The sequence below is a fragment of the Thermomonas fusca DSM 15424 genome (assembly GCF_000423885.1).
Classification (GTDB): domain Bacteria; phylum Pseudomonadota; class Gammaproteobacteria; order Xanthomonadales; family Xanthomonadaceae; genus Thermomonas; species Thermomonas fusca.
Map to the genome: position 1 here is coordinate 26,015 of NZ_AUIV01000025.1, position 21,936 is coordinate 47,950.

Here is a 21,936-nt window from a genome sequence, read left to right on the forward strand (position 1 = left end):
GGTGGCGTTCACTCTGGACGCGGGCGGGCAGGTACAGTGGCGTGGAACGCAGTGGTGCAACTTCCAGCACTGTTGCGGGGTCGAAACCTTCGCCATCCTGCCCCTGACCTCCCACAGCGGCCCCCACGCCGCGGAATCCAGATGATCCGCAATCGCCCCCTGGTTGTTCTGTCCATTGCCCTGGTGCTGGCCGCGCCGCTGGCCCTGCTGGCCGGCAGCAGCGACATCGTGCCGTCCTCCGGCCCCACCCCGGACCAGTCCACCACCGCGCGCATGGTGCACGGGCTGCTGTCCGACAGCCGCTACGCCTACCGGCCGCGCGCGCTGGACGACGCGCTCTCGCGCGAGATCCTCACTGAATACCTGAAGACGCTGGACCCCGGCAAGGTGTTCCTGACCGCGCAGGACGTGACCGGCTTCCAGCGCTATGCCACCACCCTGGACGATGCGATCAAGAGCGGCCGGGTGGATCCGGCGTGGACGATCTTTTCGACCTACCGGCAGCGGGTGGAAGACCGCATCGGCTACGCGCGCGGGCTGCTGAAGGGCGAGTTCGACTTCACCCGGGATGATCGCTACCAGTACGACCGCGAGGACGCGCCGTGGGCCGAGCCGGCGGCGCTGGACACGCTGTGGCGGCAGTCGGTGAAGAACGACTGGCTGCGCCTGAAGCTGGCCGGCAAACCGGCTGACGAGATCCGCAAGACCCTGGACAAGCGCTACGCCAACCTGCTGACCAGCGTGCGTGAGCTGAAGGGCGAGGAAGTGTTCCAGAGCTTCCTCAACGCCTATGCCGGCAGCATCGATCCGCATACCGATTACATGACCCCGCGCAGCGCGGAGAACTTCAACCTGTCGATGTCCAATTCGCTGGAAGGCATCGGTGCGGTGCTGTTCCGCCAGGACGACGTGGTGGTGGTGCGCGAGGTGGTGCCGGGCGGGCCGGCGGCGCGCAGCGGCAGGCTCAAGCCGGGCGACCGCATCGTTGGCGTCGGCCAGGGCACGTCCGGCGAGATGAAGGACGTGATCGGCTGGCGCATCGACGATGTGGTGGCGCTGATCCGCGGCGCGGCCGACACCCAGGTGCGGCTGGACACGGTGCCGGCGGAGGCGCCGCTGGACAGCAAGCCGCTGACGCTGCAGCTGACCCGCGCCAAGGTGCGGCTGGAAGACGCGCGCGCCAAGGCCGAGACCATCATCGTGCCGGCAGGCCGCGACGCGCCGGCGCGCCGGATCGGCGTGATCAAGCTGCCGGGCTTCTACCAGGACTTCGAGGCGCGTCGCCGCAACGAGGCCAACTACGCCTCGGCCACCCGCGACGTGGCGAAAATGCTGGGCGACTTCCGTGCGCAGAAGGTCGATGGCGTGGTGCTTGACCTGCGCGGCAACGGCGGCGGCTCGCTGACCGAGGCGGTGGAGTTGACCGGGCTGTTCATCGACAAGGGCCCTGTGGTGCAGGTGCGTGAATCCGGCGGCCGGGTCAACGTGCAGTACGACCAGGACGCGGGCGTGGCCTGGGATGGCCCGCTGGCGGTGCTGATCAACCGAGGCTCGGCCTCGGCCTCGGAAATCGTGGCCGGTGCGATCAAGGACTACGGGCGTGGCCTGGTGATCGGCGAGACCACCTTCGGAAAGGGCACCGTGCAGACCATGGTCGACCTGGACCGCTGGCCGGCCAACGAGAAGCCGCGCTTCGGCGAGGTCAAGCTGACCGTGGCGCAATTCTTCCGTCCGGACGGCAGCAGCACCCAGAACCGGGGCGTGGCGCCGGACGTGGCGTTCCCGGCCAGCGTGGACGCCGCCGAGTTCGGCGAAAGCACCTATCCCAACGCGCTGCCGTGGACCCGGATCGCGGCCGCGCCGCACCCGCGCTACGGCAATTTCGCGCCGCTGCTGGTGCAGCTGCAGGCGCGCCACCAAGCGCGTTCGGCCAAGGACGTGGAGTTCCAGTGGTGGGCCGAGGACGTGAACCGGTTCCGCGAGGAGCAGGCCAAGAAGTCGATCTCGCTCAACGAGGCCGAGCGCCGCGCCGAGCGCGACAAGTTCGATGCGCAGCGCAAGCAGCGGGCCGAAATCCGCGCCAACCTCGGCATCGAGCGCGATCCGCTGCTGGAGTCGCGTGCCGACGACGGCCTGGCCGCCGACGAGCGCAACGTCGCCGAATCGGTGGCACGCGAGGAGGCAGCGAAGAAGGCCACCGATCCGCTGCTGCGCGAATCCGCGGCGATCCTGGCGGATGCCGTGGCCCTGCTCGGCAAGGATGCGGCGCTGGCGGCGCAGGTGCTGCCGGTCACCCGCAACGGTGCGGGGCACTGGGCCGACTGACCCGGCGCGCACGCGTTTCTCCTGTGGTTCCTGGCGGGCACCTTCGGGTGCCCGCCGCTGTCTGAAGGTCCAGCCGATGCCTGCTTCCCCCGTTCCCGCGGCGCCCGCCGCCCGCGTCGCGCTGGCGCTGGCGGCGGTGTATGTCATTTGGGGTTCCACCTACCTCGCCATCCGCTTCGCGCTGGAGGGCGGCTTCCCGCCGTTCCTGCTGGGCGGCGTCCGCTTCCTGATCGCAGGCTCGCTGATGTTCGCCTTCCTGCGCTGGCGCGGGGTGCCCGCCCCCACCCGCGCGCAGTGGCGCAACCTGGCGGTGATGGGCGTGCTGCTGCTGCTGATGGGTAACGGACTGGTGAACTTCGGCGAGCAGAGCGTCTCGTCGGGGATGACCGCGGTGATCGTGTCCTCGTCGGCGCTGTGGATGGGCGTGTTCTCGGCGGTGCGCGGGCACCGGCCCAACGCGATGGAGTGGGCCGGGCTGTGCATCGGCTTCCTCGGCGTACTGTGGCTGAGCGCCGGCGGCAGCCTGTCCGCCACCCCGGCGGGGCTGGTCGCGCTGCTGCTCGCGTCGGTCGCGTGGTCGTATGGCTCGATCTGGAGTAAGGGCCGCGACCTGCCGTCGCCATTCATGACCTCGGCCGGGCAGATGCTCTGCGGCGGCGTGGCGATGTGCCTGCTTGGCGGTGCGCTGGGCGAGCGCTTCCACGGCCTGCCCAGCGCGCACGCGATCGGTGCGTTCTGGTACCTGGTGGTGATGGGGTCGCTGATCGGCTTCTCAGCCTATATCTGGCTGCTGCACCACGTGCGGCCGGCGCTGGCCACCAGCTATGCCTACGTCAATCCGGCCATCGCGGTGGCGCTGGGCGCGCTGTTGGCGCACGAGCGCTTCGGCGTGCGCGAATCGGTGGCGATGGGGGTGATCCTGCTCGGCGTGGTGACCATCACCTTCGCCAGGACGCGCAAGCCGAAGGCCACATCGTGAGTGCTGGCGGGCTGGATCGGCGCGGCGTCTGGATCGCGGTTGCCGCCTATGTTGCTTGGGGGCTGATGCCGCTGTACTGGCATCTGCTGCAGGTGGTGCCTTCGATGCAGATCATGGCGCACCGGGTGGTCTGGAGCGCGCTGCTGGTGTGCGGCTGGCTGTTCTTCAAGTACGGCCGCGGCTGGCTGCGGGAAACCCTGTCGCGGCCGCGTGCCGCCGGGCTGCTGGCGCTCAGCGGCGTGCTGATCGCGTTCAACTGGGGCCTGTACATCTGGGCGGTCAATGCCGGCCACGTGGTGGAATCGGCGCTGGGCTATTTCATCAACCCGCTTTTCAGCGTGATGCTGGGCGTGCTGGTGCTGAAGGAACGTCTCAACCGCGTGCAGTGGCTGTCGGTCGCCATCGCCGCCGCCGGCGTGCTGTGGCTGACCCTCAGCTATGGCGGCTTGCCATGGATCGCGCTGGCGCTGGCGGCCTCGTTCGGCATCTACGGCCTGGTGCGCAAACTGCTGGGCGCGCCGCCGGTGCGCGGGCTGGGGGTGGAAAACCTGTACCTGCTGCTGCCGGCGCTGGCGTTTCTGGCGTGGGTGGAAGGTGCGGGGCAGGGCCATCTGTTCGCCCACGGCGAGGCCGCATCGTGGGGGCCGGGCGTGGCCGGGCTGCTGGTGTTCGGCGGCGTGCTCACCGCACTGCCGTTGATCGGGTTTGCCGCCGCGGTGCAGCGCATTCCCTATTCGCTGGTGGGCCTGCTGCAGTACATCTCGCCGACCCTGCAGCTGCTGGTCGGCGTGCTGGTGCTCGGCGAGCCGTTCGGTCGCGATCGCGCCGTCGGTTTCGCCTTCATCTGGATCGCGCTGGCGCTGTATGCCGCCGACGGCCTGCTGCGCGCGCGGCGCAGCAGGCTGGTCACGGCCTGAGCGCCGCACTCAAGCCGAGCGCAGCGCTTCGGTGACCGGCAGCCGCGCCGCGCGCAGCGCCGGGAACAGCCCGCCCACCAGGCCGATCCCCAGCGCCCACTTCAGCCCGGTCCACGCCAGCGTGGGGCTGACCTTGAACTGGAACACCACCTGGCTGAAGTTCTGCCCCAGCGTGCTGACCGTGTAGCCGTTGAACACCGCCCACGCGATGGCCGCGCCCAGCAGGCCGCCCAGCAGCGCCAGCAGCATGGTTTCCAGCATCACCGCGGTGACTACCGGCACGCTGCGGAAGCCCAGCGCGCGCAGGGTGGCGATCTCGCGGGCGCGCCCTGCTACCGCCGCGTACATGCTGTTGAGCGCGCCGAACACCGCGCCGATCGCCATGATCGCGCCGATCACCGAGCCGAGGATGCGGATCAGCTTGGTCAGTCCTTCCGACTGCTTGCCGTAGTAGTTGCGGGTGGTATCCACGTCCAGCTTCAGCCGCGGGTCGCCGGCCAGCGCGGCCTTGAGCTGCTTGAAGCCGCCCTTGCCATCCAGCTTCACCGTCATCGACTGGAACGCGCTGCGCTGGTAGGCCGGGCCCAGCACGTCGGCATCGGTCCACAGCTCGGACTCGTGCGAATCCTTCGACTCGAACACGCCCACCACCGTCCACATCTGGTTGGCCAGCTTCAGCTGCCGGCCGACCTGCAGGCCGCGGAACTGCCGCTGCGCGCCCTTGCCAATCACTATTTCGCGCAGGCCGGGATTGAACCGGCGGCCCTCGACGATCTTCAGCTGCGGGCGGATCGCCCAGCCGGCCGGGCCGACGCCGCGGAACTGCACGTTGGCGTCGGTGCCGTCGGCCATGGTCGGCAGGTTGACCACCTGCGACAGCTCGGGCGACGCCAGCGGCTTGCCGTCGGCGCCGCGGGCGATGCCCGGCAGCGCCGACACCAGCGGCGCCTGATCGCGGGTGATGACCGAGTTGGTCTCGGCCTGCGAGCCGGCGCGCAGCAGGATCGCGGTGTCATCGCCGCCGGTCTTGTCGAGCGTGGCCTTGAAGCCCTCGCCCATCGCCAGCATCGCCACCAGCACGCCGACCACGCCGGCAATGCCGATCACAATGACGCTGGAGGCGCCCCAGCGCTGCGGCAGCCCGGCCAGGCCGATCTTCGTGGCCTCGCGCGCCAGCCGCCCGCTGCGGGTGGACAGCAGCCACAGTGCGATGGCCGCGGCGATCGCCAGCACCGCGAACCACGGCAGCGCGATCCAGATCCCCAGCCCGATGGCCAGCAGCAGCAGGGTGGCGAGGCTGGCGAAAAATCCCTTGAGTCGTTTCATGTGGTGATCCCCTTAGCGCCCGGCCAGTGCATCGACGATGTTCAAGCGCATGCCGCGCAGCGCCGGCAGCAGCCCCACCAGCAACCCGATGCCGAGCATCAGCGCCAGCCCCATGCCCCAGGTCTGCGCCAGCAGCCCGGGCAGCTGCACCATTCCGCCGCTGGCTGCCCCCACCGCCGGCACGATGGCGGCGGCCAGACCCATTCCGATCAGCCCGCCCAGCACCACCAGCAGTACCGACTCGCCCAGCACCAGCCACAGCACGCTGCGGTTGGAGAAGCCGATAGTCTTCAGCACCGCCAGCTCCGGGATGCGCTCGCGCACCGCCTGCGCCATGGTGTTGCCGGTCAGCAGCAGCAGGGTGAAGAACACCGCACCCATGATCGCGGTGACGATCAGGCCGATGTCGGCGAACTGCTTGGCGAAGCTCTGGTTGAACGCGGCCTCGCTCTGGGTCTTGGTCTCGTGGTCGGAGTTCTCACTGAGCCGGTCGACGGCCTTGGCCACGCGGTCGGCGACACCGGCATCGGCCGGCTCCACGATCCACCAGCCCACCCGGCCTTTCACGTAGTCGTTGGCTTCGTCGAAGTACTTCCAGTGGAAGAACATCGCCTGTTCCTGGCCTTTCTGCTTCGGATCGTCGATGCGGTAGATCCCGCGCAGGGTGAACGACCAGTCGTTGCTGCCCTTGGTCGGGAAGATGGTCGCCTGCAGCGGGATGGTGTCGCCCACCTTCCAGCCGAAGCGTTTGGCCAGAGTCTCGCCCACCACCGCGCCGCGACGGTCGGCCAGCCAGGCCCGCTTCTGCGCGGGAGAGAGCTTGAACTCCGGATACAGGTCCAGGTACTCCGGGCTGACGCTGAAGTTGGCGAAGAAGTTCTTGGGGTCGCGGTAGATGCCGCCGAACCAGGCCGCATACGCGGCGCGCTTCACCCCCGGCACCGCGCGGATCTGCGCATCCAGGCTGTACGGCAGCATCTGCGTGATCGACAGCCGCGACATCGTCACCATGCGGTTGGCGCCGGCCACGCTGCCGCCGGAATTGAACGCCACCCGCACCGAATCCAGCATCCCGAACAGCAGGAACGCCGCCACCACCGACAGCAGGGTGAGCAGGGTGCGGGTCTTGCTGCGCGAGAGCGCGGCCCAGACGAGATGGAGGTATTTCATGGCGGGGCTCCGGCTCAGGCCTGCACGGTCTGCTCGACCAGGTTGCCCTTGTCGAGGTGCAGCGTATGCGTGGCGTACTCGGCGGCCTTGGGATCGTGGGTGACCATCACGATGGTCTTGCCGTGCTCGCGGTTGAGCGTCTGCAGCAGGCCCAGGATCTCCTCCGCCGAGGCGCGGTCCAGGTCGCCGGTGGGTTCGTCGCAGATCAGCAGGGTGGGGTCCGAAACGATCGCGCGGGCGATCGCCACGCGCTGCTGCTGGCCGCCGGAGAGTTCGTTCGGGCGATGCTTGCCACGATCCTTCAGGCCCACCAGCTCCAGCGCGATGGCGGCGTTCTGGCGCCGCTGCGCGGCCGACAGCCGGGTCAGCAGCAGCGGCAGCTCGACGTTCTTCTGCGCGGTCAACGTGGGCATCAGGTTGTAGAACTGGAACACGAAGCCGACGTTGTTGCTGCGCCACTGCGCCAGCTGGCCGGAACCCATCTTCTCGATGTGCTGGCCGGCAACTTCAATGCTGCCGGCGCTGGGCGAATCCAGCCCGCCGATCAGGTTGAGCAGCGTGGTCTTGCCGGAGCCGGACGGCCCCATCAGCGCCACGAAGTCGCCGCGGGCGATGTCGAGGTCGATGCCGCGCAGCACGTCCACCGTTTCCGGGCCGCGCTGATAGGTCTTGTGCAGGTTGCGGGTGCTGACGAGGGTGGACATTGAGCGGTTCTCCGGTTGTCGGTTGCGCTGGTCCCGCGTCTGCGGGAGCGACAGCACTTGGCATTCGCTTATTCGTTGCTGGCTTCGGCAGGCGCCACCGTCACCCGCGCGCCGTCGGCCAGCGTTTCAGGCGGGTCCAGCACCACCTGCTCGCCGCCGGCCAGGCCGGCCAGCACCTCGCGGTCTTCGCCGAGGGTGCGGCCCAGGGTCAGCTTGCGCAGGGTGGCCATGCCGCCGTTGACCACGAACGCCACGTCCCTGTCGCCGCGCTGGGCGATGGCGGCGGCGGGCACCAGCACGCCGGGCTTGGCATCGGCCTGCGCGGGCTTGGCGTCTTCCAGGAAGCCGACCCGCGCGCCCATCTCCGGCACGATCCGCGGATCGCCCTTGGCGTCCAGCGCGACGCGCACCTTCACCGTGGCCTTGCCGCGGTCGGCGGCCGGGATGATGGCGATGACCTTGCCCGGGATCTTCCAGTCCTGGTAGGCGTTGAGCACGGTCTCGGTGCGCATGCCCGGCTTGACCCGGCCGATGAAGGCCTCGCCCACCTCGACTTCCACTTCCAGCGAATCCATGTCGACGATGGTGCCGATGCCGGTACGGGTGAAGCCGCCGCCGGCCGACAGCGGCGAGACGATCTCGCCCGGCTGCGCCGACTTGGCGATCACCACCCCGGCGAACGGCGCGCGCACGATCGTGTTGTCCACGCCGTTGTCGGCGATGCGCAGGCCGTCGCCGGCCACCTGCGCATTGCGGCGGGTGGTGGCCAGCTGCGCGCGCAGGGCGTCGCGCGTGGCCAACGCCTGTTCGAACTGGGCGCGCGACACCAGCTTCTGCGCCGCCAGCGTGGACAACCGCGCTGCATTCGCTTCGGCTTCCTTCAGCTGCGCCTGCACGCTGGCGATCTGGCTCTGCGCCGCGGCCAGCTGCGAGGCCGACAGCGTGCGCTGCGCCTGCGCATCCACCGGATCCAGCCGCGCCAGCACCTGGCCTTCCTCGACCTTCTGGCCTTCCTCGATCAGCACCTCGCGCACCCGGCCGGTCACCTTGGCCGAGACCGTGGCCATGCGCCGCGCCACCACGTAGCCGGTGGCATCCAGCACCGATGCGTTGCCGGCGCCAGCGCCACCGATCGCGGTGGCCTCGGCCACGCTGACTTCGACGCCCTTGCCGCCGCGCAGGGCGAACGCACCGACCACTGCCAGCACCACCACGCCGGCGGCGGCCAGTCCGATCCACAGTCCCTTGCGCGAGGACGGCGGGGGCGGCGCGCTGCGGTCGATCTTCAGGGAATTGAGCAGGTCGGCGGAAGTAGTCATGGGCACGGGAGGGGAAGGGAATGGGTGGCGGACGGACACGGCACGGCCGCAGTCAAATCCAGGCCGCCACCTTCATGCATGCGATCTATCGTGTCAAGTTTCCTTTACAGCCGGTTTGTCCGCCGGTGCCGGGCCTGCCGCCAGGACTCTGACGCGCCGATCCAGCGAAGCGCAGGCTACCGGCCGCGGCGGCGCAGGTCAGGTGATGGTTGTCATGTGATTCGGCTGACGGCTGCGGATGTCACGCGCCGCGCCGACGACGGAGCATGCCGCCATCGAACACGGAGGAATCCCGATGCCGGATGGACAAGCGGTGGTGGCGCGGTTGCGCGGCGTGAGCAAGCATTACGGCGGCACGCTGGCGCTGGACGGGCTGGACCTGTCGCTGCGCGCGGGCCAGGTGACCTCGCTGCTGGGTGCCAACGGCGCCGGCAAGAGCACCGCGGTGAACCTGCTGCTGGGGCTGCTGGCCGCGGACGCGGGCGAGGTGTCGGTGTTCGGCCGCCCGCCCGGCTCGCGCGCGGCGCGGCTGGGCACCGGCGCGATGCTGCAGAGCGCCGGCATTCCCGACCGATTGCGGGTGGGCGAGGTGCTGGCGCTGGTGCGCAGCTACTACCGCGACCCGCGCAGCGTGGCCGACTGCGTGGCGCTGGCGGGACTGGACGGGTTGATGGCGCGTCCGTACCGGCACCTGTCCAGCGGCCAGCAGCGGCGCGTGCAGTTCGCGCTGGCGATCTGCGGGCGGCCGCGCCTGCTGTGCCTGGACGAGCCGACCACCGGCCTCGACATCGAGGCGCGGCAGGGCATCTGGCGCGCCGTCCGCGAGCTGGTGGCCGACGGCAGCGCGGTGCTGCTGACCACCCACTATCTGGAAGAGGCCGAGGCGCTGGCCGACCATGTCGCGGTGATCGATCGCGGCCGCATGCTGGCGCAGGGCAGCGTGGCGGCGATCCGCGCGCACGTCGCCCAACGCCGCATCCGCTGCGTGTCGGCGCTGGATGCCGGCGCGGTGGCGCGCTGGCCGGGCGTGCGCCAGGTCGAGCGCGTGGGCGACGTGCTGCGAATCGTCGCCGACGGTCCGGAACCGGTGGTGCGTCGCCTGCTCGCTGCCGACGACGGTCTGCGCGATCTCGAGGTGCAGCGCGCCGGTCTTGCCGATGCCTTCCTCGAACTGACCCGCAACGATCAACAGGAGGCCGCGTGATGGCTGCCATGCTTCCCGCCGTGGAGCGCCCCGCATTGCGCAGTTACCTGCTGGAAGCCAAATGCGAGTTCCTGCGCATGCTGCGCGACCCCGCCTTCTGCATCCCGGTGACCTGCTTCCCGCTGATGTTCTACCTGCTGTTCGCGGTGGTGCTGAACAAGCAGCACAGCGCCGCCACCGCGCAGTACCTGCTGGCCACCTACGGCGCGTTCGGGGTGGCCGGCGCGGGCCTGTTCGGCTTCGGCGTGACCATCGCGCTGGATCGCGAGCGCGGCTTCCTGCGGCTCAAGCAGGTGCTGCCCACGCCGCCGGGCGCACTGCTGCTGGCAAGGATGGCGATGGCGATGCTGTTTGCCGCCGCCATCTCGCTGCTGATGGCGCTACTGGCGGCCACGGTCGCCGGCGTGGTGCTATCGCCACTGCAGTGGCTGGCGCTGCTGGTGGTGAACATGGGGGGTGTACTGCCGTTCGCCGCGGTGGGCCTGTACGTGGGCACGCGGGTGAGTGGCAGCGCCGCACCCGCGCTGCTCAACGGGCTGTACCTGCCGATGTCGTTCCTATCCGGTCTGTGGCTGCCGCTGTCGATGCTGCCGCCGCTGCTGGCCAAGCTGGCGGTGGTGTGGCCGGCCTACCACCTCGGCCAGCTGGCGCTGAAGGTGGTAGGCCATGACCAGGGCCAGCCGGCGTGGCTCCACCTGCTGGCGCTGGCGGGTTTCACCGCGGTGTTCTTCGCGCTGGCCCAGCGTCGTCTGGGGGCAGCGGAATGAGGCCGACGCGACATGCCATGATCCGCGCATCGCGCCTGAGGAGCCGTCCATGACGTTCGCCCTGCCCGTGCGCTGGCCGCGGCCGGCGCCCGACTCGCTGATGGCACAGGACCTGCGCCTGGGCCGGTCGGTCTGGACCCACCACATCCACCTGGTGTGGACGATCTGGGTGTTCATCACCCCGTCGTTTTCCGGCGGCGTCTACGGCTACACGTTGCGCTGGCTGCTGCTGACCCTGCTGTCGTTCCCGCTGTTCCTGCTGCTGTTCCACGTCAGCGTGACCGCCAGCGAACGGCGCGCGCAGCTGGCCGCTCTGGGCATGCTGGCGCTGTGCTTCGCGCTGCTGCCCTGGTATCCATCGGGGCTCAGCTACTTCGTGTTCGGCTGCGTGATGCTGCAGCCGCGCTGCAAGGGCTCGCTGCTGCGCTACCTAGTCGCGCTGGCGGCGTGCAACGCGGCGCTGATTTTCTATGCGCGCTACATCGGCTACCCGTGGATATCGCTGGTGTGGATGCCGGCGGTCACCGCGATCATCGGCGTTATCACCATGGTGGAACGCGTCAACCGCCAGCGCGACGCCGCGCTCAAGCTCTCGCACGAGGAAGTGCGGCGGCTGGCGGCGCTGGCCGAGCGCGAGCGCATCGGCCGCGACCTGCACGACCTGCTGGGCCACACGCTGTCGATGGTGGCATTGAAGTCGGACCTGGCTGGTCGCCTGCTGGCGCGCGATCCCGCCGCCGCGCAGGCCGAGATCGCGGCGGTCAGCCAGGTCGCGCGCGAAGCGCTGGCGCAGGTGCGCGGTGCGGTCAGCGGCATCCGTGCGGCCGGCATCGCCGCCGAGCTGGCTTCGGCCAAGCTGCTGCTGGAAACCGACGGCGTGGCCTTCGAGTACCGCCTCGACGACGACTTCTCCGGCGCTGCGCTGCCGGCCGCGGTGGAGTCGGCGCTGGCGATGACCGTGCGCGAGGCCGCCACCAACATCCAGCGCCACGCCCGTGCGCGCCGCGCGCACGTCCGCTTCGGCGTGGAGGCGGGCGAGGCGGTGCTGCGGGTCGAAGACGATGGTCGCGGCGGTGCCCTGGTGCCGGGCAATGGCCTGGCCGGCATGCGCGAACGCATCGAGGCGCTGCGCGGGCGCCTGCGCGTCGACGCCGGCGCCGGCCAGGGCACCTGCATCGAAGCGCGGGTGCCGCTGGCCGCCAACGACCACCTGCCCGCAACGCCAGCGTCTGCCGGCGCGGCCCCCGCCTAGCCGCGCTTGCCGGACCAGCCGCGCGGCGCGATCTGTTAACGTCCCGCGCCATGATCCGAGTCCTGCTGGCTGAAGACCAAGCCCTGCTGCGCGGCGCGCTGGCCGCGCTGCTGGGCATGGAGTCCGATATCGAAGTGGTGGCCGCCGCCGCCGACGGCGAGTCGGCCTGGCGCGAGCTGCAGCGGCTCAAGCCCGACGTGCTGCTGACCGACATCGAGATGCCCGGCCTGACCGGGCTGGAACTGGCGCAGCGGATCCAGCGCCACGCGCTGCCGGTGCAGGTGGTGGTCATCACCACCTTCGCCCGCGCCGGCTTCCTGCGCCGCGCGCTGGATGCCGGGGTGCGCGGCTACCTGCTCAAGGACGCGCCTGCCGAACAGCTGGCCGAGGCGCTGCGCCAGGTCCACCGCGGCGGCCGGGCGATCGACCCGCAGCTGGCGCTGGAGGCCTGGGGCGAAGCCGATCCGCTCAGTGATCGCGAGCGCCAGGCGCTGCGGCTGGCCGGCGAAGGCATGTCCGCCGGCGAGATCGCGCAGCGGCTGAACCTCTCGCACGGCACCGTGCGCAACTACCTGTCCGAGGCGATCGGCAAGCTCGGCGTCGGCAACCGCATCGAGGCCTACCGGCTCGCGCGCCAGAAAGGCTGGCTGTAGCCGCCACTCAGGCGCGGCGCGGTTGCCGCCGGTGCGCGGTGACCCACGCCACCAGCGCATCCGGCGGCAGCGCGCGCGCGTAGTGGAAACCCTGCGTCAGGGTGCAGCCGCCATCCCGCAGGAACGCCGCCTCATGCGCCTGCTCCACGCCTTCCGCCAGTGTCTCCAGGCCTAGGTTGCGGCCCAGCGCGATCACCGTGCGGCAGATCTCCTCGTCACCGGGGTCATTGCCGATGCCGCTGACGAAGGCGCGGTCGATCTTCAGCCGGGTCAGCGGCAGCCGCCGCAGGTAGGCGAGGCTGGAATAGCCGGTGCCGAAATCGTCGATCGCCAGCCGCACGCCCTGCGCCTTCAGCGCCTGCAGCACCACGATGGCGTGCTCGGGATCGCGCATCAGTACCGATTCGGTGATCTCCAGTTCCAACCGGTCCGCGGCGATCCCGGTGGCGGCCAGGATCGCCGCCACCTGCGCCGGCAGGCGGTCGGCGTCAAGCTGCTGCACGGAACAGTTGACCGACATCCCGGCCACGCCCAGGCCCGCCTCGTCCCAGGCGCGCAGCTGGCGGCAGGCTTCCAGCAGCACCCATTGGCCGATCTCCTCGATCTGCCCGGTCTCCTCCGCCACCGGGATGAACTGCGCGGGCGGGATCATTCCCAGCTCCGGGTGTTCCCAGCGCAGCAGCGCTTCCACCCCGGTCAGCGCGCCGCTGCGCAGGTCCAGTTGCGGCTGGTAGTGCAGGTGGAACTGCTGGCGCGGCAGCGCCATGCGCAGGCCGGTTTCCAGCGCCAGCCGCTGTGCCGCGCCGGTGGACAGTGCCGGCTGGAACAACTGGCGGCGGCCGGTTCCCAGCCGCTTGGCTTCGTACAGCGCCAGCTCGGCGTGGCGCAGCAGGGTGTCGGCATCGTCGCCGTCGGCGGGGGCCAGCGCGATGCCGACGCTGATGGTCAGCACGGTGGGCGAGGCGCCGCCCAGTAGCGGCCGGGTGAACGCGTCCGTCACGTCGAGCGCGAACGCATCGGCCTCGGCTTCGGCAGCGCCGGGCAGCATCGCGGCGAATTCGTCGCCTCCCAGCCGGGCCAGGAAGCCCTCGGCCGGCAGCCGCGCCTGCAGTCGCTGGGAGGCGGCGCGCAGGACCTGGTCGCCCAGTTCGTGGCCGAGGGTGTCGTTGACGCCGCGCAGGCGGTCCAGGTCCAGCGCGACTACCGCGAAGCCCCGGCCGCCGCGGGCCGCGTCCTCCAGGAACAGCTGCAGCAGGCGCCGGTTGGGCAGCCCGGTCAGGCTGTCGTGGTGGGCCAGGTGGCTGAGTTCGGCGGCGTGGGCCTTGGCCTCGGAGACATCGGTCCAGGTGGAGAGCGCGCGCAGCGGCTGGCCGGCCGCTGCGGGCAGCGCGCGCAGCGCTTCGTGCACGTGGTGGACGGCGCCGGCTTCGTCGACCACGCGGTACTCGCGGGTCAGCGACGGGTGGCGGCGCAGGTGGTCGAGGGCGGGCTCCAGCGTGGGCAGGTCGTCGGGGTGCACGTGCTGCTTCCACCGGCCCGGGGCCAGCACTTCATCGGCGGGCACGCCGTACAGCCGCGGCACGTTCGGGCTGGCCCATTCCACCGCCAGCTCGCCGTCCTCTTCGCGCAGCAGGAACAGCGCCACCGGGCTGACCTCCAGCACCAGTTCCAACCGGTTGCGTGCCGCGGTGGCATCTACGGTCGCCGCGCGCACCCGCCAGCGCAGGACCAGACTGAACACCAGCAGCGCCAGCACCAGCGCAGCCGCGGCGGCCACCGCAGCCGGCAGCCAGGGCGGCGTCACCGTCAGTGGCGGCGGCATCATGGCGTGACGCATCGCGCGGAAGTAGACCGAGTCCGGCGCCTGCTGCCAGGCGCGCAGCCAGTGGTCGATGCGTGCCAGTACCGCCGCGTGGCGGCCACGCGGCGCAGCGAAGTACAGCGTCGCCGGGTTGAACAGGATCGCGGTTTCTTCCAGCCCGAAGTCCCGGCCCGAGCGGGCGCCGAAGAAGTTGTTGGCGACGGCCACGTCGGCGCGGCCGTCGTGCACCGCGCGGAAAGTTTCCCGGTAGCTGTCGGCCCCGACTGCGGTCCAGCGCACGCCCAGTTCCTGCAGCAGGTGGCGCAGTTCGCCTTCCTGCACGCTGTCGCGCAGCAGTGCTACCCGCAGGTCGGCCAGGTCGGGGAAAGCGCGCACCACCAGCCCATGATGCTTGTAGACCTGCGACCACGAATGCGCCACCGGCACCGTGTGGAAGTCGAACAGGCGGCCGCGCTCCGGCGTGTAGGCGACGTCGGGCATCAGGTCCAACTCGCCCGCTTCCAGCCGCGCAAGGCAGTCCGACCATTCACAGGGCACGTACTGCACGCGCCAGCCCTGCTTGCGGGCGATCGCATCGAGCAGCTCCACGAACAGCCCGGCCGGGTGGCCGTCCTTGTCGCGATAGACCTTCGGCGCGTTCTCGTACAGCCCCACCCGCAGCGTCTGCGCGGCGTTGGCATCGTCACCTCGCAGGAAACTGATGCCCCACCATGCGCAGGCGGTGATCAGCAGTGCAGACAGGACGAACCAGGCGGTGCGTGCGCGCATCGTCGCGATCCCCGGAAGACGGCCGCAGGATAGCGCGCCGGTCCGCCAATGCCGCGTGAGTCAGCCGGTCCCCGGCGGCGGCCGGCGCCCCCACGTCATGGCCTCGAACACGCCGTCGCGGCGGATCCACGCGTGGTGCAGCGCGGCCGCCACGTGGCCCAGCACGGTCGCCAGCAGCAGCCACGCCAGCAGGCCGTGGGCAGCGCGCAGCCACGCGTACAGCACGGCATCGTGCGGCGCGATCGCCGGCAGCGCCACGTCGCCGGGCAGCACCACCACATTGCCCGCGGCCGAGGTCAGCGCCCAGCCCAGCAGCGGCAGCGCCAGCATCAGCGCGTACAGCAGCACGTGCGAGGCGTGCGCGGCGGCCGCCTGCCAGTGCGGCAGGTCGGCCGGCAGCGCCGGCGGCGGATGGCGGCGGCGCACCCACAGCCGCACCAGCACCAGCACCAGCAGGGCCAGGCCCAGCGGACGGTGCAGCGCGATCAGCGGCGGCCGCAGGACCAGCGAGGCCATCATCGCCACGCCGATCAGCAGCTGGGCCAGCAGCAGCGCGGCCATCAGCCAGTGCAGCAGGCGGGCTAGCGGGACGAAGCGCGGTGCGGGGCTCATGGCTTGCCTCCCTGGCCGGTGGCCTCGGGCGCCTGGCCGCGGGCGATCTCGCGCTCGCGGCGGTTGAACGACTGCGCGTACACCACCGCGCGCGCGGCCAGGATCGAATCGTTGGAGCGCTCGATGCCGGGCGGCAGCACGGTGGGGTCGAAGTTGACGTCGCGGCAGGCGCCCTCGGCCTGCGGCGCCATGGTGTCCAGCCACAGCGTGCCGAGCGTACGGGTGGGCCGAGACGCCGGCCACGGCTGCGAAGGATCATCCAGCGCATCGCCGGGTGCCGGCAGCGTCGCCACCAGGTCCCAGGCCACCGGGCCGGCTGCCAGCCGACCGGCGAACTCTGCGGCCAGATAGTCCGGGGTGGCCGCGGCGCGCGCGGCAGCATCCATCGCCACCAGCGGCGCGCGCGGGCGCAGCGACCAGCGCAGCGGCTGGCGGCGGCCATCGGGCGCGACGAAGATGAAGGTGTGGATGCCGTTGTAGGTCGTGTTGGCCCAGCTGTCCGGCCACGGCGCGCTGGCCGCCCAGTCGCGGAAGGCGCGCGCGCTGGGATATTTCGCCAGCACCGCGGCCATCCGCGCCGGGTCCGGCTTGCCGGTGGCGGGGTCCGGGATCTGCGCGCGGGTCTGCTCGAGGAAGGCCTCGGCGCTGGGCACCGCGAAGAACGGGAAGCTGTTCATCGCCAGCCGCCAGTTCGCGCCGTCGTCGCTGCGCAGCAGCAGGGCCAGGCTGCGCACGCGCGCGCCGGCCTCGGCGCCATGCGGATCGCCGCCGCCGATCGACAGCCGGCCCAGCACCGGCACGCGGTCCTGCGCGAACACCCGCGCCGGCGAGAGCGCGGCGCCGTCGGCTGTCCCCTCGAACCAGCCACCCACGCAGACACCGCGGCTGTGCGCGCGGCGGTAGCCGGGATGCGGGCCACCGGCAGCCTCGATCGCGCCGATCAGGGTGCGCGCGGTGGGCTGGGTGTCGCCCAGCCGCCCGGCGGCGTACAGGAAACCGGTGCCGGCCACGGCCACCACGGCGGCGATGGCAGCCAGCGGCACTAGTGGTAGCCGTTGGCGGGGAGGTGGGTTGGGCGTGGTCATTGCGGCTCCGATTCGTAGGGGGGATACGGGTGGGACGTGCAGGCGGAGGCGTTATTCCCCGCTGCGGCGGGGAATAATTCGCGGGCCGGTGCGTCTGACCGGTGAATCCCCAGTGGACGGAGACCCATGGACGCCCTCGACGAAGAGGCCTTGCAGGTGCTGCTGCCGCGGTTGCGGCGCTTCGCCCGTTCGCTGGCGGGCGATCCCGCGGCGGCCGACGACCTGGTGCAGGCCGCGCTGGAGCGCGCGCTGCGCCGCTGGGGCAGCCGCCGCGACGCCGAGGCGCTGCAGCCCTGGCTGTTCTCGATCCTGTACCGCCAGTTTGTCGACGAGCACCGCCGTGGCCGCCGCTGGCAGCGCCTGCTGGCCCTGCTGGGGGCGCAGGACGCGCCCACCGCGCCATCGCCCGAGCAGATCCACGCCGACCGCCTGCAGCTGGCGGCATTCGCCCGCCTGCCGGCCGAGCAGCGCGCGCTGCTGCTGCTGGTGGCGGTGGAGGGCTTCAGCTACCGCGAGGCCGCCGACACCCTGGGCGTGCCGATCGGCACCGTGATGTCGCGCCTGTCCCGCGCCCGCGACCGGCTGCGCGCCGCCGCCGACGAGGCGCTCACCCCGACCCGCCGCCTGCGAGGTGTGCCATGACCTGGACCCCGGACGATGCCGACCTGCATGCGCTGGTCGATGGTCGCCTGCCGCCCGACCGCCGCGACGCCGTGCTGGCGTGGCTGTGCGCGCATCCCGAAGCGCAGGCGCGGGTGGACGCGTGGCAGCGCGACGCGCAACTGCTGCGCGCCGACTGGGCCGGTCTGGATACGCCCGCCGCGCTGCCGGGGTCGGTCGGCGTGGCCGCGGCGCGGCGACGGCTGGCCCGGCGCCGCCGTGCGCGGGTCGGGCTGGCCACGGCCTGCATGCTGGCGCTGGGGATCGGCACCCTGTTCGGCTGGCAGCTGCGCGGCGCCGGCGTGGGCGAGCGAGCGCCGATGGCCGATGCGGTGGCGGCGTACCGGCTGTTCGCCGCCGGGCCGGCGCCGCTGGAGTTCGACGCCGGCGGCCGCGCGCAGCTGCAGGCATGGCTGCACGCGCAGTTCGGCGCGGCCGGCGACGTACCGGACTTCAGCGCGCAGGGCTACCGGCTTGAAGGCGGGCGGCTGCTGTCCACGCCGGAGGGCGCGGCCGCGATGCTGGTCTACCAGGACCGCGATGGCGGCCGCATCGGCCTGTACCTGCGCCCGCGCACGCCGCGCCTGGCCGCGCCGGGTGAACGCCGCGACGGCCGCCTGCTGGCGCAGTACTGGGCGGAAGGCCGCACCGCGTTCGCGCTGGTCGGGCCGGCCACGCAGGTGCGGCTGCGCGCGCTGGCACCGCTGCTGCGCGGCGCCGGCTGAGCCGCGGGATCAGCCCGCGGCGCGCGCCTTCAGCAGGGCGTAGGCGGCGCGCAGGCCCTGCGCTTCGCCGCCGGCAGGCTTGCCGGGGCGGTCGCTGTCGTTCCATGCGTACACGTCCACATGGCCCCAGCGCACGCCATCATCGACGAAGCGTTCGAGGTACAGCGCGGCGGTGACGCTGCCGGCCATGGTGGTGTTGCTGCTGTTGGCCAGGTCCGCGATGCCGCTGGTGAGGTAGCGCAGGTACGGCCGCCACAGCGGCATCCGCCACAGCGGGTCGCGCGCCTGCTGGCCGGCGGCCAGCCACTCGTGGGCCAGCGCCTCGTCGTTGGCGTACAGCGCCGGCAGGTCCGGGCCCAACGCGATGCGCGCGGCGCCGGTGAGGGTGGCGAAGTCCAGCAGCAGGTCGGGCGAAAGTTCGCAGGCGCGGGTCAGCGCGTCGCACAGCACCAGCCGGCCTTCGGCGTCGGTATTGTCGATCTCCACGCTGACGCCCTTGCGGGTGGCGATCACTTCGCCGGGCCGGAACGCATTCGGGCCGACGGCATTCTCCACCGCCGCGACCAGCAGGGTGGTCCGCAGCGGCAGCTTGCGCGCCATCACCAGTTCGGCCAGCGCCAATGCGTGCGCGGCGCCGCCCATGTCCTTTTTCATGTTGCGCATGCCGGCGGCGGCCTTGAGGTCCAGCCCGCCGGTGTCGAAGCACACGCCCTTGCCGCAGATCACCACGTGCGGATGCGACGGCTCGCCCCAGCGCAGTTCAATGATGCGCGGCGCGCGGTGCGAGGCGCGGCCGACCGCGTGGATGGCCGGGTAGTTCTGCGCCAGCAGCGCGTCGCCGGCGATCACCTCTACCGCCGCGCCATGCACCTGCGCCATTTCGCGCGCGACGGCTTCCAGTTCGTCCGGGCCCATGTGCTCGGTGGGCGTGTTGACCAGGTCGCGCACGCGCACGCAGGCGGCCAGCACATCGAAGCTCTCGGCGTCGAACGCCTCCGATACCAGCCGCGCCAGCGGCGCGGGCTGCGACTTGTAGCGGCTGAAGCGATACAGGCCGAGGCCCCAGCCCAGCTGCAGCGCGCGGAGGGCGCCACCGTCGAGTTCGCAGGCCGCCCGCCAGTCGCCGGCCGGCAACGCGCGCGGCGCGTGCGCCCAGGCCAGCGGGTCGTGCGGGTCCTCGATGCCCAGCACCGCGCCGGCCACGCGGCCTTCACCATCCGCCCAGGCCTGCACGCTGCCGGCGCTGCCGTCGAAACGTTGTGCCGCCAGCCAGGCCTGCACCGGCGCGGGCTGCGCCGCGCACCAGGCGGCGAACTCGGGCTTGCGCACGGCATGCAGCGGCAGCGGGGTGTCGGTGGTGGCGGTGAAGCCGGCGGGCAGGTTCATGCGGCGTTCTCGAAAACAGCGCCCGCGTCCAGCCAGTCGGCCAGCGCGGTCAGGGTGGGGATGTGCAGGTCGGCGCGCGCCAGCGGTTCCGGCCAGGCGTGGTCGCCGCGGTCGATCCAGCAGCTGCGCAGGCCGGCGTTGGCGGCGCCCGCCACGTCCATGTGCGGATGGTCGCCTACGTGCAGCACTTCGCCGGGGGCAACGCCCAGCCGGCGGCAGGCCTCATGGAACAGGCCGGCATCCGGCTTGGCCGCGCCGTATTCGCGCGCGCCCAGCTGGAAGCGGAACAGGCTGCTAATGCCGATCGCCGCAAGGTCGGCGTTGCCGTTGGTCAGCGCGGCGACCGGCAGGTGCGCGGCAATGCGCTGCAGGCCGGCGTGCGCGTCGGGATAGAAGTCCACCCGGTTGCGCTCGTGGAAGAAGATCGCGTACGCCGCGCTGGCCAGTGCCGGGTCGTCGCCGCTCTCGCGCAGCGCACGTTCGATGGTCAGCCGGCGCAGCAGGCCGAGGTCGTGCGCATGCTCCGGGAACTCGCTGAAGACCCGCTCGCGCAGCGCGCGCATTTCGCTGATCGGGAAACGCTCGGCGGTGCGCGGGCTGTGCTCGGAGAACCAGGCGTGCAGGGCGGTTTCGATGCGGTCCCCGATCGGGGCGAACGGCCACAGGGTGTCGTCGAGATCGAGGGTGATGGCGCGGATGGGCAGGTTCACGCCGCCATTGTAGGCCGGCCAGTCAGGGCGCGCCCGGCGGCGCGTCCTGGCCTGCGGCCCGGCTATTCGAGCAGGCGCGCCCAGCCGTCCATGCCTTCCATCTTCGCCAGCATGATCTTCACGCAGACCAGCATCGGCACCGCCAGCAGCAGGCCGATGATTCCCCACAGCCAGCCGAACACCATCAGCGCCAGGATCAGCACCAGCGGCGACAGTGCCATCCGCCGACCCAGGATGATCGGGGTCACGATCTGTCCTTCCAGCGTGTGCAAGCCCAGGTAGATCGCTGCCGGCAGCAGCGCGCGCAGCGGCTCGTCGTAGCTGGAGAAGCCCATCAGCAGCATCACCACGATGCCGATCAGCGGGCCGACGTAGGGTGCGAAGTTGAGCAGCATCGCCATCGTGCCCCACAGCAGCGCCTCGTCCATTGGCATCTCGAGGAAGAACCACAGGCAGCCGGCGAAGGCCAGCCCCACCACCGCGTTGATCGCGCTGATGGTCAGCACGTAACGGCTGATCTCGATCTCGATGGCCTGCAGGATCTCCACCGTCAGCTTCTTCTTCTGCCGGTCCGGCAGCAGCGCGATGGCGTGCCGCTGCAGATCCTGGCCATAAACCATGAAGAAGAACGTCAGCAGCACCACTGCCAGCACCGAGGCCATCATCATCGGGGTGGCGGTGAGCGACTTGTACGGATCGTTGACCTCCGTGCGCACCACCTGCACCGGCTTGCTCGTGCTCTCGCCACCAGCCACGCGGGCGATGTTTTCGGCGGCGCGGTTGGCGTCCTGCACCGGCTTGGTCAGCTTCTGCAGCTTGGGCGTCAGGGTGCGCAGTTCGCGCGGCGCTTCGCGCACCCATTCGCTGGCCGGCTGCACCAGCTGCAGGCCTAGCAGCACGGTCAGCGCGATGCCGCTGCACAGCACCGCCAGCGCGGCCACGAAGCGCGGCACGTACAGGCGCTGCAAGAGCCGAATGATGGGGTTGCCGATCAACGCGAAGAACATCGCCAGCAGCACCGGCAGGATCAGGTCCTGGCTGGCCCACAGGGTGTAGGCGACCGCCAGCACCGCCAGTACCACCAGCGAAAGCGGCCCGCGCGGGCGCGGCGCAGGTGGCGCGGGTTCGCCTGCGGCGGGCGCCTCGGCGATCGTTGTCGCGGCATCGGCCGATGCGCTCACGGAATCGCCCCATAGCTGGGGGGAACAACGGGCGCGGGGGCAGGTGCCGGCGCGGGCGCGGGTGGGCTCTCTTGCACCTCCTCCTGCGCCGCTTGCGCGGTCTGCACGCCTGCCTGCAGTCCGGCCAGCAGCGGCGCCAGCGTGCGTAGCAGGGCCACCACGCCGTTGCCACTGCTCGCCAGCTGCGCAGGTTTGGCGCGGCCAGCCACGAAGCCGGCGGCAAGCCCCACGATGACAATCCGGCCGGGCGTCCACGCCGCGCGCCAGCTGGCGGCCAAGTGGCGCCAACGGCCCACGGCTTCGCGCTCGCGGGCTTCCAGCGTCTCTTCCGCCTGTTTGACCTTGGTGAGTAGCGCGTCGAATCCCATCGC

20 protein-coding genes are annotated in these 21,936 nt (G+C 71.4%); 9 read left to right on the forward strand and 11 right to left on the reverse strand.

Translation table 11 applies throughout. The features are described 5' to 3' along the window. Nucleotides 1–141 precede the first annotated feature (141 nt). The 3 genes from G582_RS0111035 (at nt 142) to rarD (ending at nt 4,221) form a co-directional block, all read left to right on the forward strand. Entirely contained in the window at nt 142–2,325 is a 2,184-nt protein-coding gene (locus G582_RS0111035) for a carboxy terminal-processing peptidase (RefSeq protein WP_028839880.1), read from the forward strand. 76 nt (nt 2,326–2,401) lie between these two features. Then, nucleotides 2,402–3,304: a drug/metabolite exporter YedA gene (gene yedA, locus G582_RS0111040; RefSeq protein ID WP_038053855.1), complete on the forward strand. Its 903-nt coding sequence runs from the start codon at nt 2,402–2,404 to the stop codon at nt 3,302–3,304. Further along, nucleotides 3,301–4,221 carry an EamA family transporter RarD gene (gene rarD, locus G582_RS0111045; RefSeq protein ID WP_248642766.1) on the forward strand — a complete coding sequence of 307 codons (921 nt, stop codon included), beginning with the start codon at nt 3,301–3,303 and terminating at the stop codon, nt 4,219–4,221. Before yedA ends, rarD begins: the two co-directional genes overlap by 4 nt. Nucleotides 4,222–4,230: 9 nt before the next feature. Here rarD and G582_RS0111050 read toward each other — a convergent pair whose 3' ends face one another. The 4 genes from G582_RS0111050 to G582_RS0111065 all read right to left on the reverse strand — a co-directional run bounded on the left by G582_RS0111050 (nt 4,231) and on the right by G582_RS0111065 (nt 8,740). Further along, on the reverse strand, nt 4,231–5,547 hold the full coding sequence (locus G582_RS0111050; RefSeq protein ID WP_028839883.1) for an ABC transporter permease: 1,317 nt from the start codon (nt 5,545–5,547) through the stop codon (nt 4,231–4,233). A gap of 12 nt (nt 5,548–5,559) precedes the next feature. Then, entirely contained in the window at nt 5,560–6,717 is a 1,158-nt protein-coding gene (locus tag G582_RS0111055; RefSeq protein WP_028839884.1) for an ABC transporter permease, read from the reverse strand. A 14-nt stretch (nt 6,718–6,731) separates the two neighbouring features. Then, a complete protein-coding gene (locus G582_RS0111060; protein ID WP_028839885.1) occupies nt 6,732–7,421 on the reverse strand; it encodes an ABC transporter ATP-binding protein in 690 nt (229 codons plus the stop codon). A gap of 68 nt (nt 7,422–7,489) precedes the next feature. Further along, nucleotides 7,490–8,740, reverse strand: coding sequence for an efflux RND transporter periplasmic adaptor subunit (locus G582_RS0111065; protein WP_028839886.1), 1,251 nt, complete (start codon nt 8,738–8,740; stop codon nt 7,490–7,492). A gap of 295 nt (nt 8,741–9,035) precedes the next feature. Between G582_RS0111065 and G582_RS0111070 the strand changes: the two genes are divergently transcribed. Genes G582_RS0111070 through G582_RS0111085 form a run of 4 tightly spaced genes read left to right on the forward strand, consistent with a single transcriptional unit; the run spans nt 9,036 to nt 12,616 of the window. After that, nucleotides 9,036–9,944, forward strand: a complete 909-nt coding sequence (locus G582_RS0111070) for an ABC transporter ATP-binding protein (protein ID WP_028839887.1) — start codon at nt 9,036–9,038, stop codon at nt 9,942–9,944. Next, entirely contained in the window at nt 9,944–10,711 is a 768-nt protein-coding gene (locus tag G582_RS0111075; protein WP_028839888.1) for an ABC transporter permease, read from the forward strand. The genes G582_RS0111070 and G582_RS0111075 overlap by 1 nt, the downstream gene beginning before the upstream one ends. A 49-nt stretch (nt 10,712–10,760) precedes the next feature. Further along, nucleotides 10,761–11,963, forward strand: coding sequence for a sensor histidine kinase (locus G582_RS0111080; protein ID WP_038053859.1), 1,203 nt, complete (start codon nt 10,761–10,763; stop codon nt 11,961–11,963). A gap of 50 nt (nt 11,964–12,013) precedes the next feature. After that, on the forward strand, nt 12,014–12,616 hold the full coding sequence (locus tag G582_RS0111085; protein ID WP_028839890.1) for a response regulator transcription factor: 603 nt from the start codon (nt 12,014–12,016) through the stop codon (nt 12,614–12,616). A 7-nt stretch (nt 12,617–12,623) separates the two neighbouring features. Here G582_RS0111085 and G582_RS16395 read toward each other — a convergent pair whose 3' ends face one another. From G582_RS16395 to G582_RS0111100, 3 genes are read right to left on the reverse strand one after another with little or no spacing between them, the layout of a single operon-like run. Next, the gene (locus G582_RS16395; RefSeq protein WP_051247164.1) at nt 12,624–15,206 is read right to left on the reverse strand and encodes an EAL domain-containing protein; all 2,583 of its coding nucleotides are present in this window, start codon (nt 15,204–15,206) and stop codon (nt 12,624–12,626) included. 60 nt (nt 15,207–15,266) lie between these two features. Further along, the gene (locus G582_RS0111095; protein WP_028839891.1) at nt 15,267–15,818 is read right to left on the reverse strand and encodes a cytochrome b; all 552 of its coding nucleotides are present in this window, start codon (nt 15,816–15,818) and stop codon (nt 15,267–15,269) included. Further along, the gene (locus G582_RS0111100; RefSeq protein ID WP_028839892.1) at nt 15,815–16,903 is read right to left on the reverse strand and encodes a catalase family peroxidase; all 1,089 of its coding nucleotides are present in this window, start codon (nt 16,901–16,903) and stop codon (nt 15,815–15,817) included. Before G582_RS0111100 ends, G582_RS0111095 begins: the two co-directional genes overlap by 4 nt. 126 nt (nt 16,904–17,029) lie before the next feature. Between G582_RS0111100 and G582_RS0111105 the strand changes: the two genes are divergently transcribed. Both G582_RS0111105 and G582_RS0111110 read left to right on the forward strand, forming a co-directional pair. Next, nucleotides 17,030–17,545, forward strand: coding sequence for an RNA polymerase sigma factor (locus tag G582_RS0111105; RefSeq protein ID WP_028839893.1), 516 nt, complete (start codon nt 17,030–17,032; stop codon nt 17,543–17,545). Continuing rightward, nucleotides 17,542–18,288 (forward strand): anti-sigma factor family protein, encoded by a 747-nt coding sequence (locus tag G582_RS0111110; protein WP_028839894.1) that lies wholly within the window; start codon nt 17,542–17,544, stop codon nt 18,286–18,288. The genes G582_RS0111105 and G582_RS0111110 overlap by 4 nt, the downstream gene beginning before the upstream one ends. Before the next feature lie 9 nt (nt 18,289–18,297). Here G582_RS0111110 and G582_RS0111115 read toward each other — a convergent pair whose 3' ends face one another. The 4 genes from G582_RS0111115 to G582_RS17270 form a co-directional block, all read right to left on the reverse strand. Next, nucleotides 18,298–19,674 carry a leucyl aminopeptidase family protein gene (locus G582_RS0111115; protein ID WP_028839895.1) on the reverse strand — a complete coding sequence of 459 codons (1,377 nt, stop codon included), beginning with the start codon at nt 19,672–19,674 and terminating at the stop codon, nt 18,298–18,300. After that, a complete protein-coding gene (locus G582_RS0111120; protein WP_028839896.1) occupies nt 19,671–20,384 on the reverse strand; it encodes an HAD family hydrolase in 714 nt (237 codons plus the stop codon). Before G582_RS0111120 ends, G582_RS0111115 begins: the two co-directional genes overlap by 4 nt. Before the next feature lie 62 nt (nt 20,385–20,446). Further along, complete coding sequence (locus tag G582_RS0111125) at nt 20,447–21,565, reverse strand: AI-2E family transporter (RefSeq protein WP_051247166.1); 1,119 nt, start codon at nt 21,563–21,565, stop codon at nt 20,447–20,449. Continuing rightward, nucleotides 21,562–21,933 carry a hypothetical protein gene (locus G582_RS17270; protein WP_051247167.1) on the reverse strand — a complete coding sequence of 124 codons (372 nt, stop codon included), beginning with the start codon at nt 21,931–21,933 and terminating at the stop codon, nt 21,562–21,564. Before G582_RS17270 ends, G582_RS0111125 begins: the two co-directional genes overlap by 4 nt. Nucleotides 21,934–21,936 lie beyond the last annotated feature (3 nt).

Excerpts from the sequence above, each read along its gene's own strand:
- G582_RS17270 (WP_051247167.1), bottom strand. The coding sequence starts at position 21,933 with ATGGGATTCGACGCGCTACTCACCAAGGTCAAACAGGCGGAAGAGACG.
- G582_RS0111115 (WP_028839895.1), bottom strand. The coding sequence starts at position 19,674 with ATGAACCTGCCCGCCGGCTTCACCGCCACCACCGACACCCCGCTGCCG.
- G582_RS0111050 (WP_028839883.1), bottom strand. The coding sequence starts at position 5,547 with ATGAAACGACTCAAGGGATTTTTCGCCAGCCTCGCCACCCTGCTGCTG.
- G582_RS0111110 (WP_028839894.1), top strand. The coding sequence starts at position 17,542 with ATGACCTGGACCCCGGACGATGCCGACCTGCATGCGCTGGTCGATGGT.
- G582_RS0111105 (WP_028839893.1), top strand. The coding sequence starts at position 17,030 with ATGGACGCCCTCGACGAAGAGGCCTTGCAGGTGCTGCTGCCGCGGTTG.
- G582_RS0111055 (WP_028839884.1), bottom strand. The coding sequence starts at position 6,717 with ATGAAATACCTCCATCTCGTCTGGGCCGCGCTCTCGCGCAGCAAGACC.
- yedA (WP_038053855.1), top strand. The coding sequence starts at position 2,402 with ATGCCTGCTTCCCCCGTTCCCGCGGCGCCCGCCGCCCGCGTCGCGCTG.
- G582_RS16395 (WP_051247164.1), bottom strand. The coding sequence starts at position 15,206 with ATGCGCGCACGCACCGCCTGGTTCGTCCTGTCTGCACTGCTGATCACC.
- G582_RS0111035 (WP_028839880.1), top strand. The coding sequence starts at position 142 with ATGATCCGCAATCGCCCCCTGGTTGTTCTGTCCATTGCCCTGGTGCTG.
- G582_RS0111075 (WP_028839888.1), top strand. The coding sequence starts at position 9,944 with ATGGCTGCCATGCTTCCCGCCGTGGAGCGCCCCGCATTGCGCAGTTAC.
- G582_RS0111100 (WP_028839892.1), bottom strand. The coding sequence starts at position 16,903 with ATGACCACGCCCAACCCACCTCCCCGCCAACGGCTACCACTAGTGCCG.
- G582_RS0111070 (WP_028839887.1), top strand. The coding sequence starts at position 9,036 with ATGCCGGATGGACAAGCGGTGGTGGCGCGGTTGCGCGGCGTGAGCAAG.
- G582_RS0111080 (WP_038053859.1), top strand. The coding sequence starts at position 10,761 with ATGACGTTCGCCCTGCCCGTGCGCTGGCCGCGGCCGGCGCCCGACTCG.
- G582_RS0111065 (WP_028839886.1), bottom strand. The coding sequence starts at position 8,740 with ATGACTACTTCCGCCGACCTGCTCAATTCCCTGAAGATCGACCGCAGC.
- G582_RS0111085 (WP_028839890.1), top strand. The coding sequence starts at position 12,014 with ATGATCCGAGTCCTGCTGGCTGAAGACCAAGCCCTGCTGCGCGGCGCG.
- G582_RS0111060 (WP_028839885.1), bottom strand. The coding sequence starts at position 7,421 with ATGTCCACCCTCGTCAGCACCCGCAACCTGCACAAGACCTATCAGCGC.
- G582_RS0111095 (WP_028839891.1), bottom strand. The coding sequence starts at position 15,818 with ATGAGCCCCGCACCGCGCTTCGTCCCGCTAGCCCGCCTGCTGCACTGG.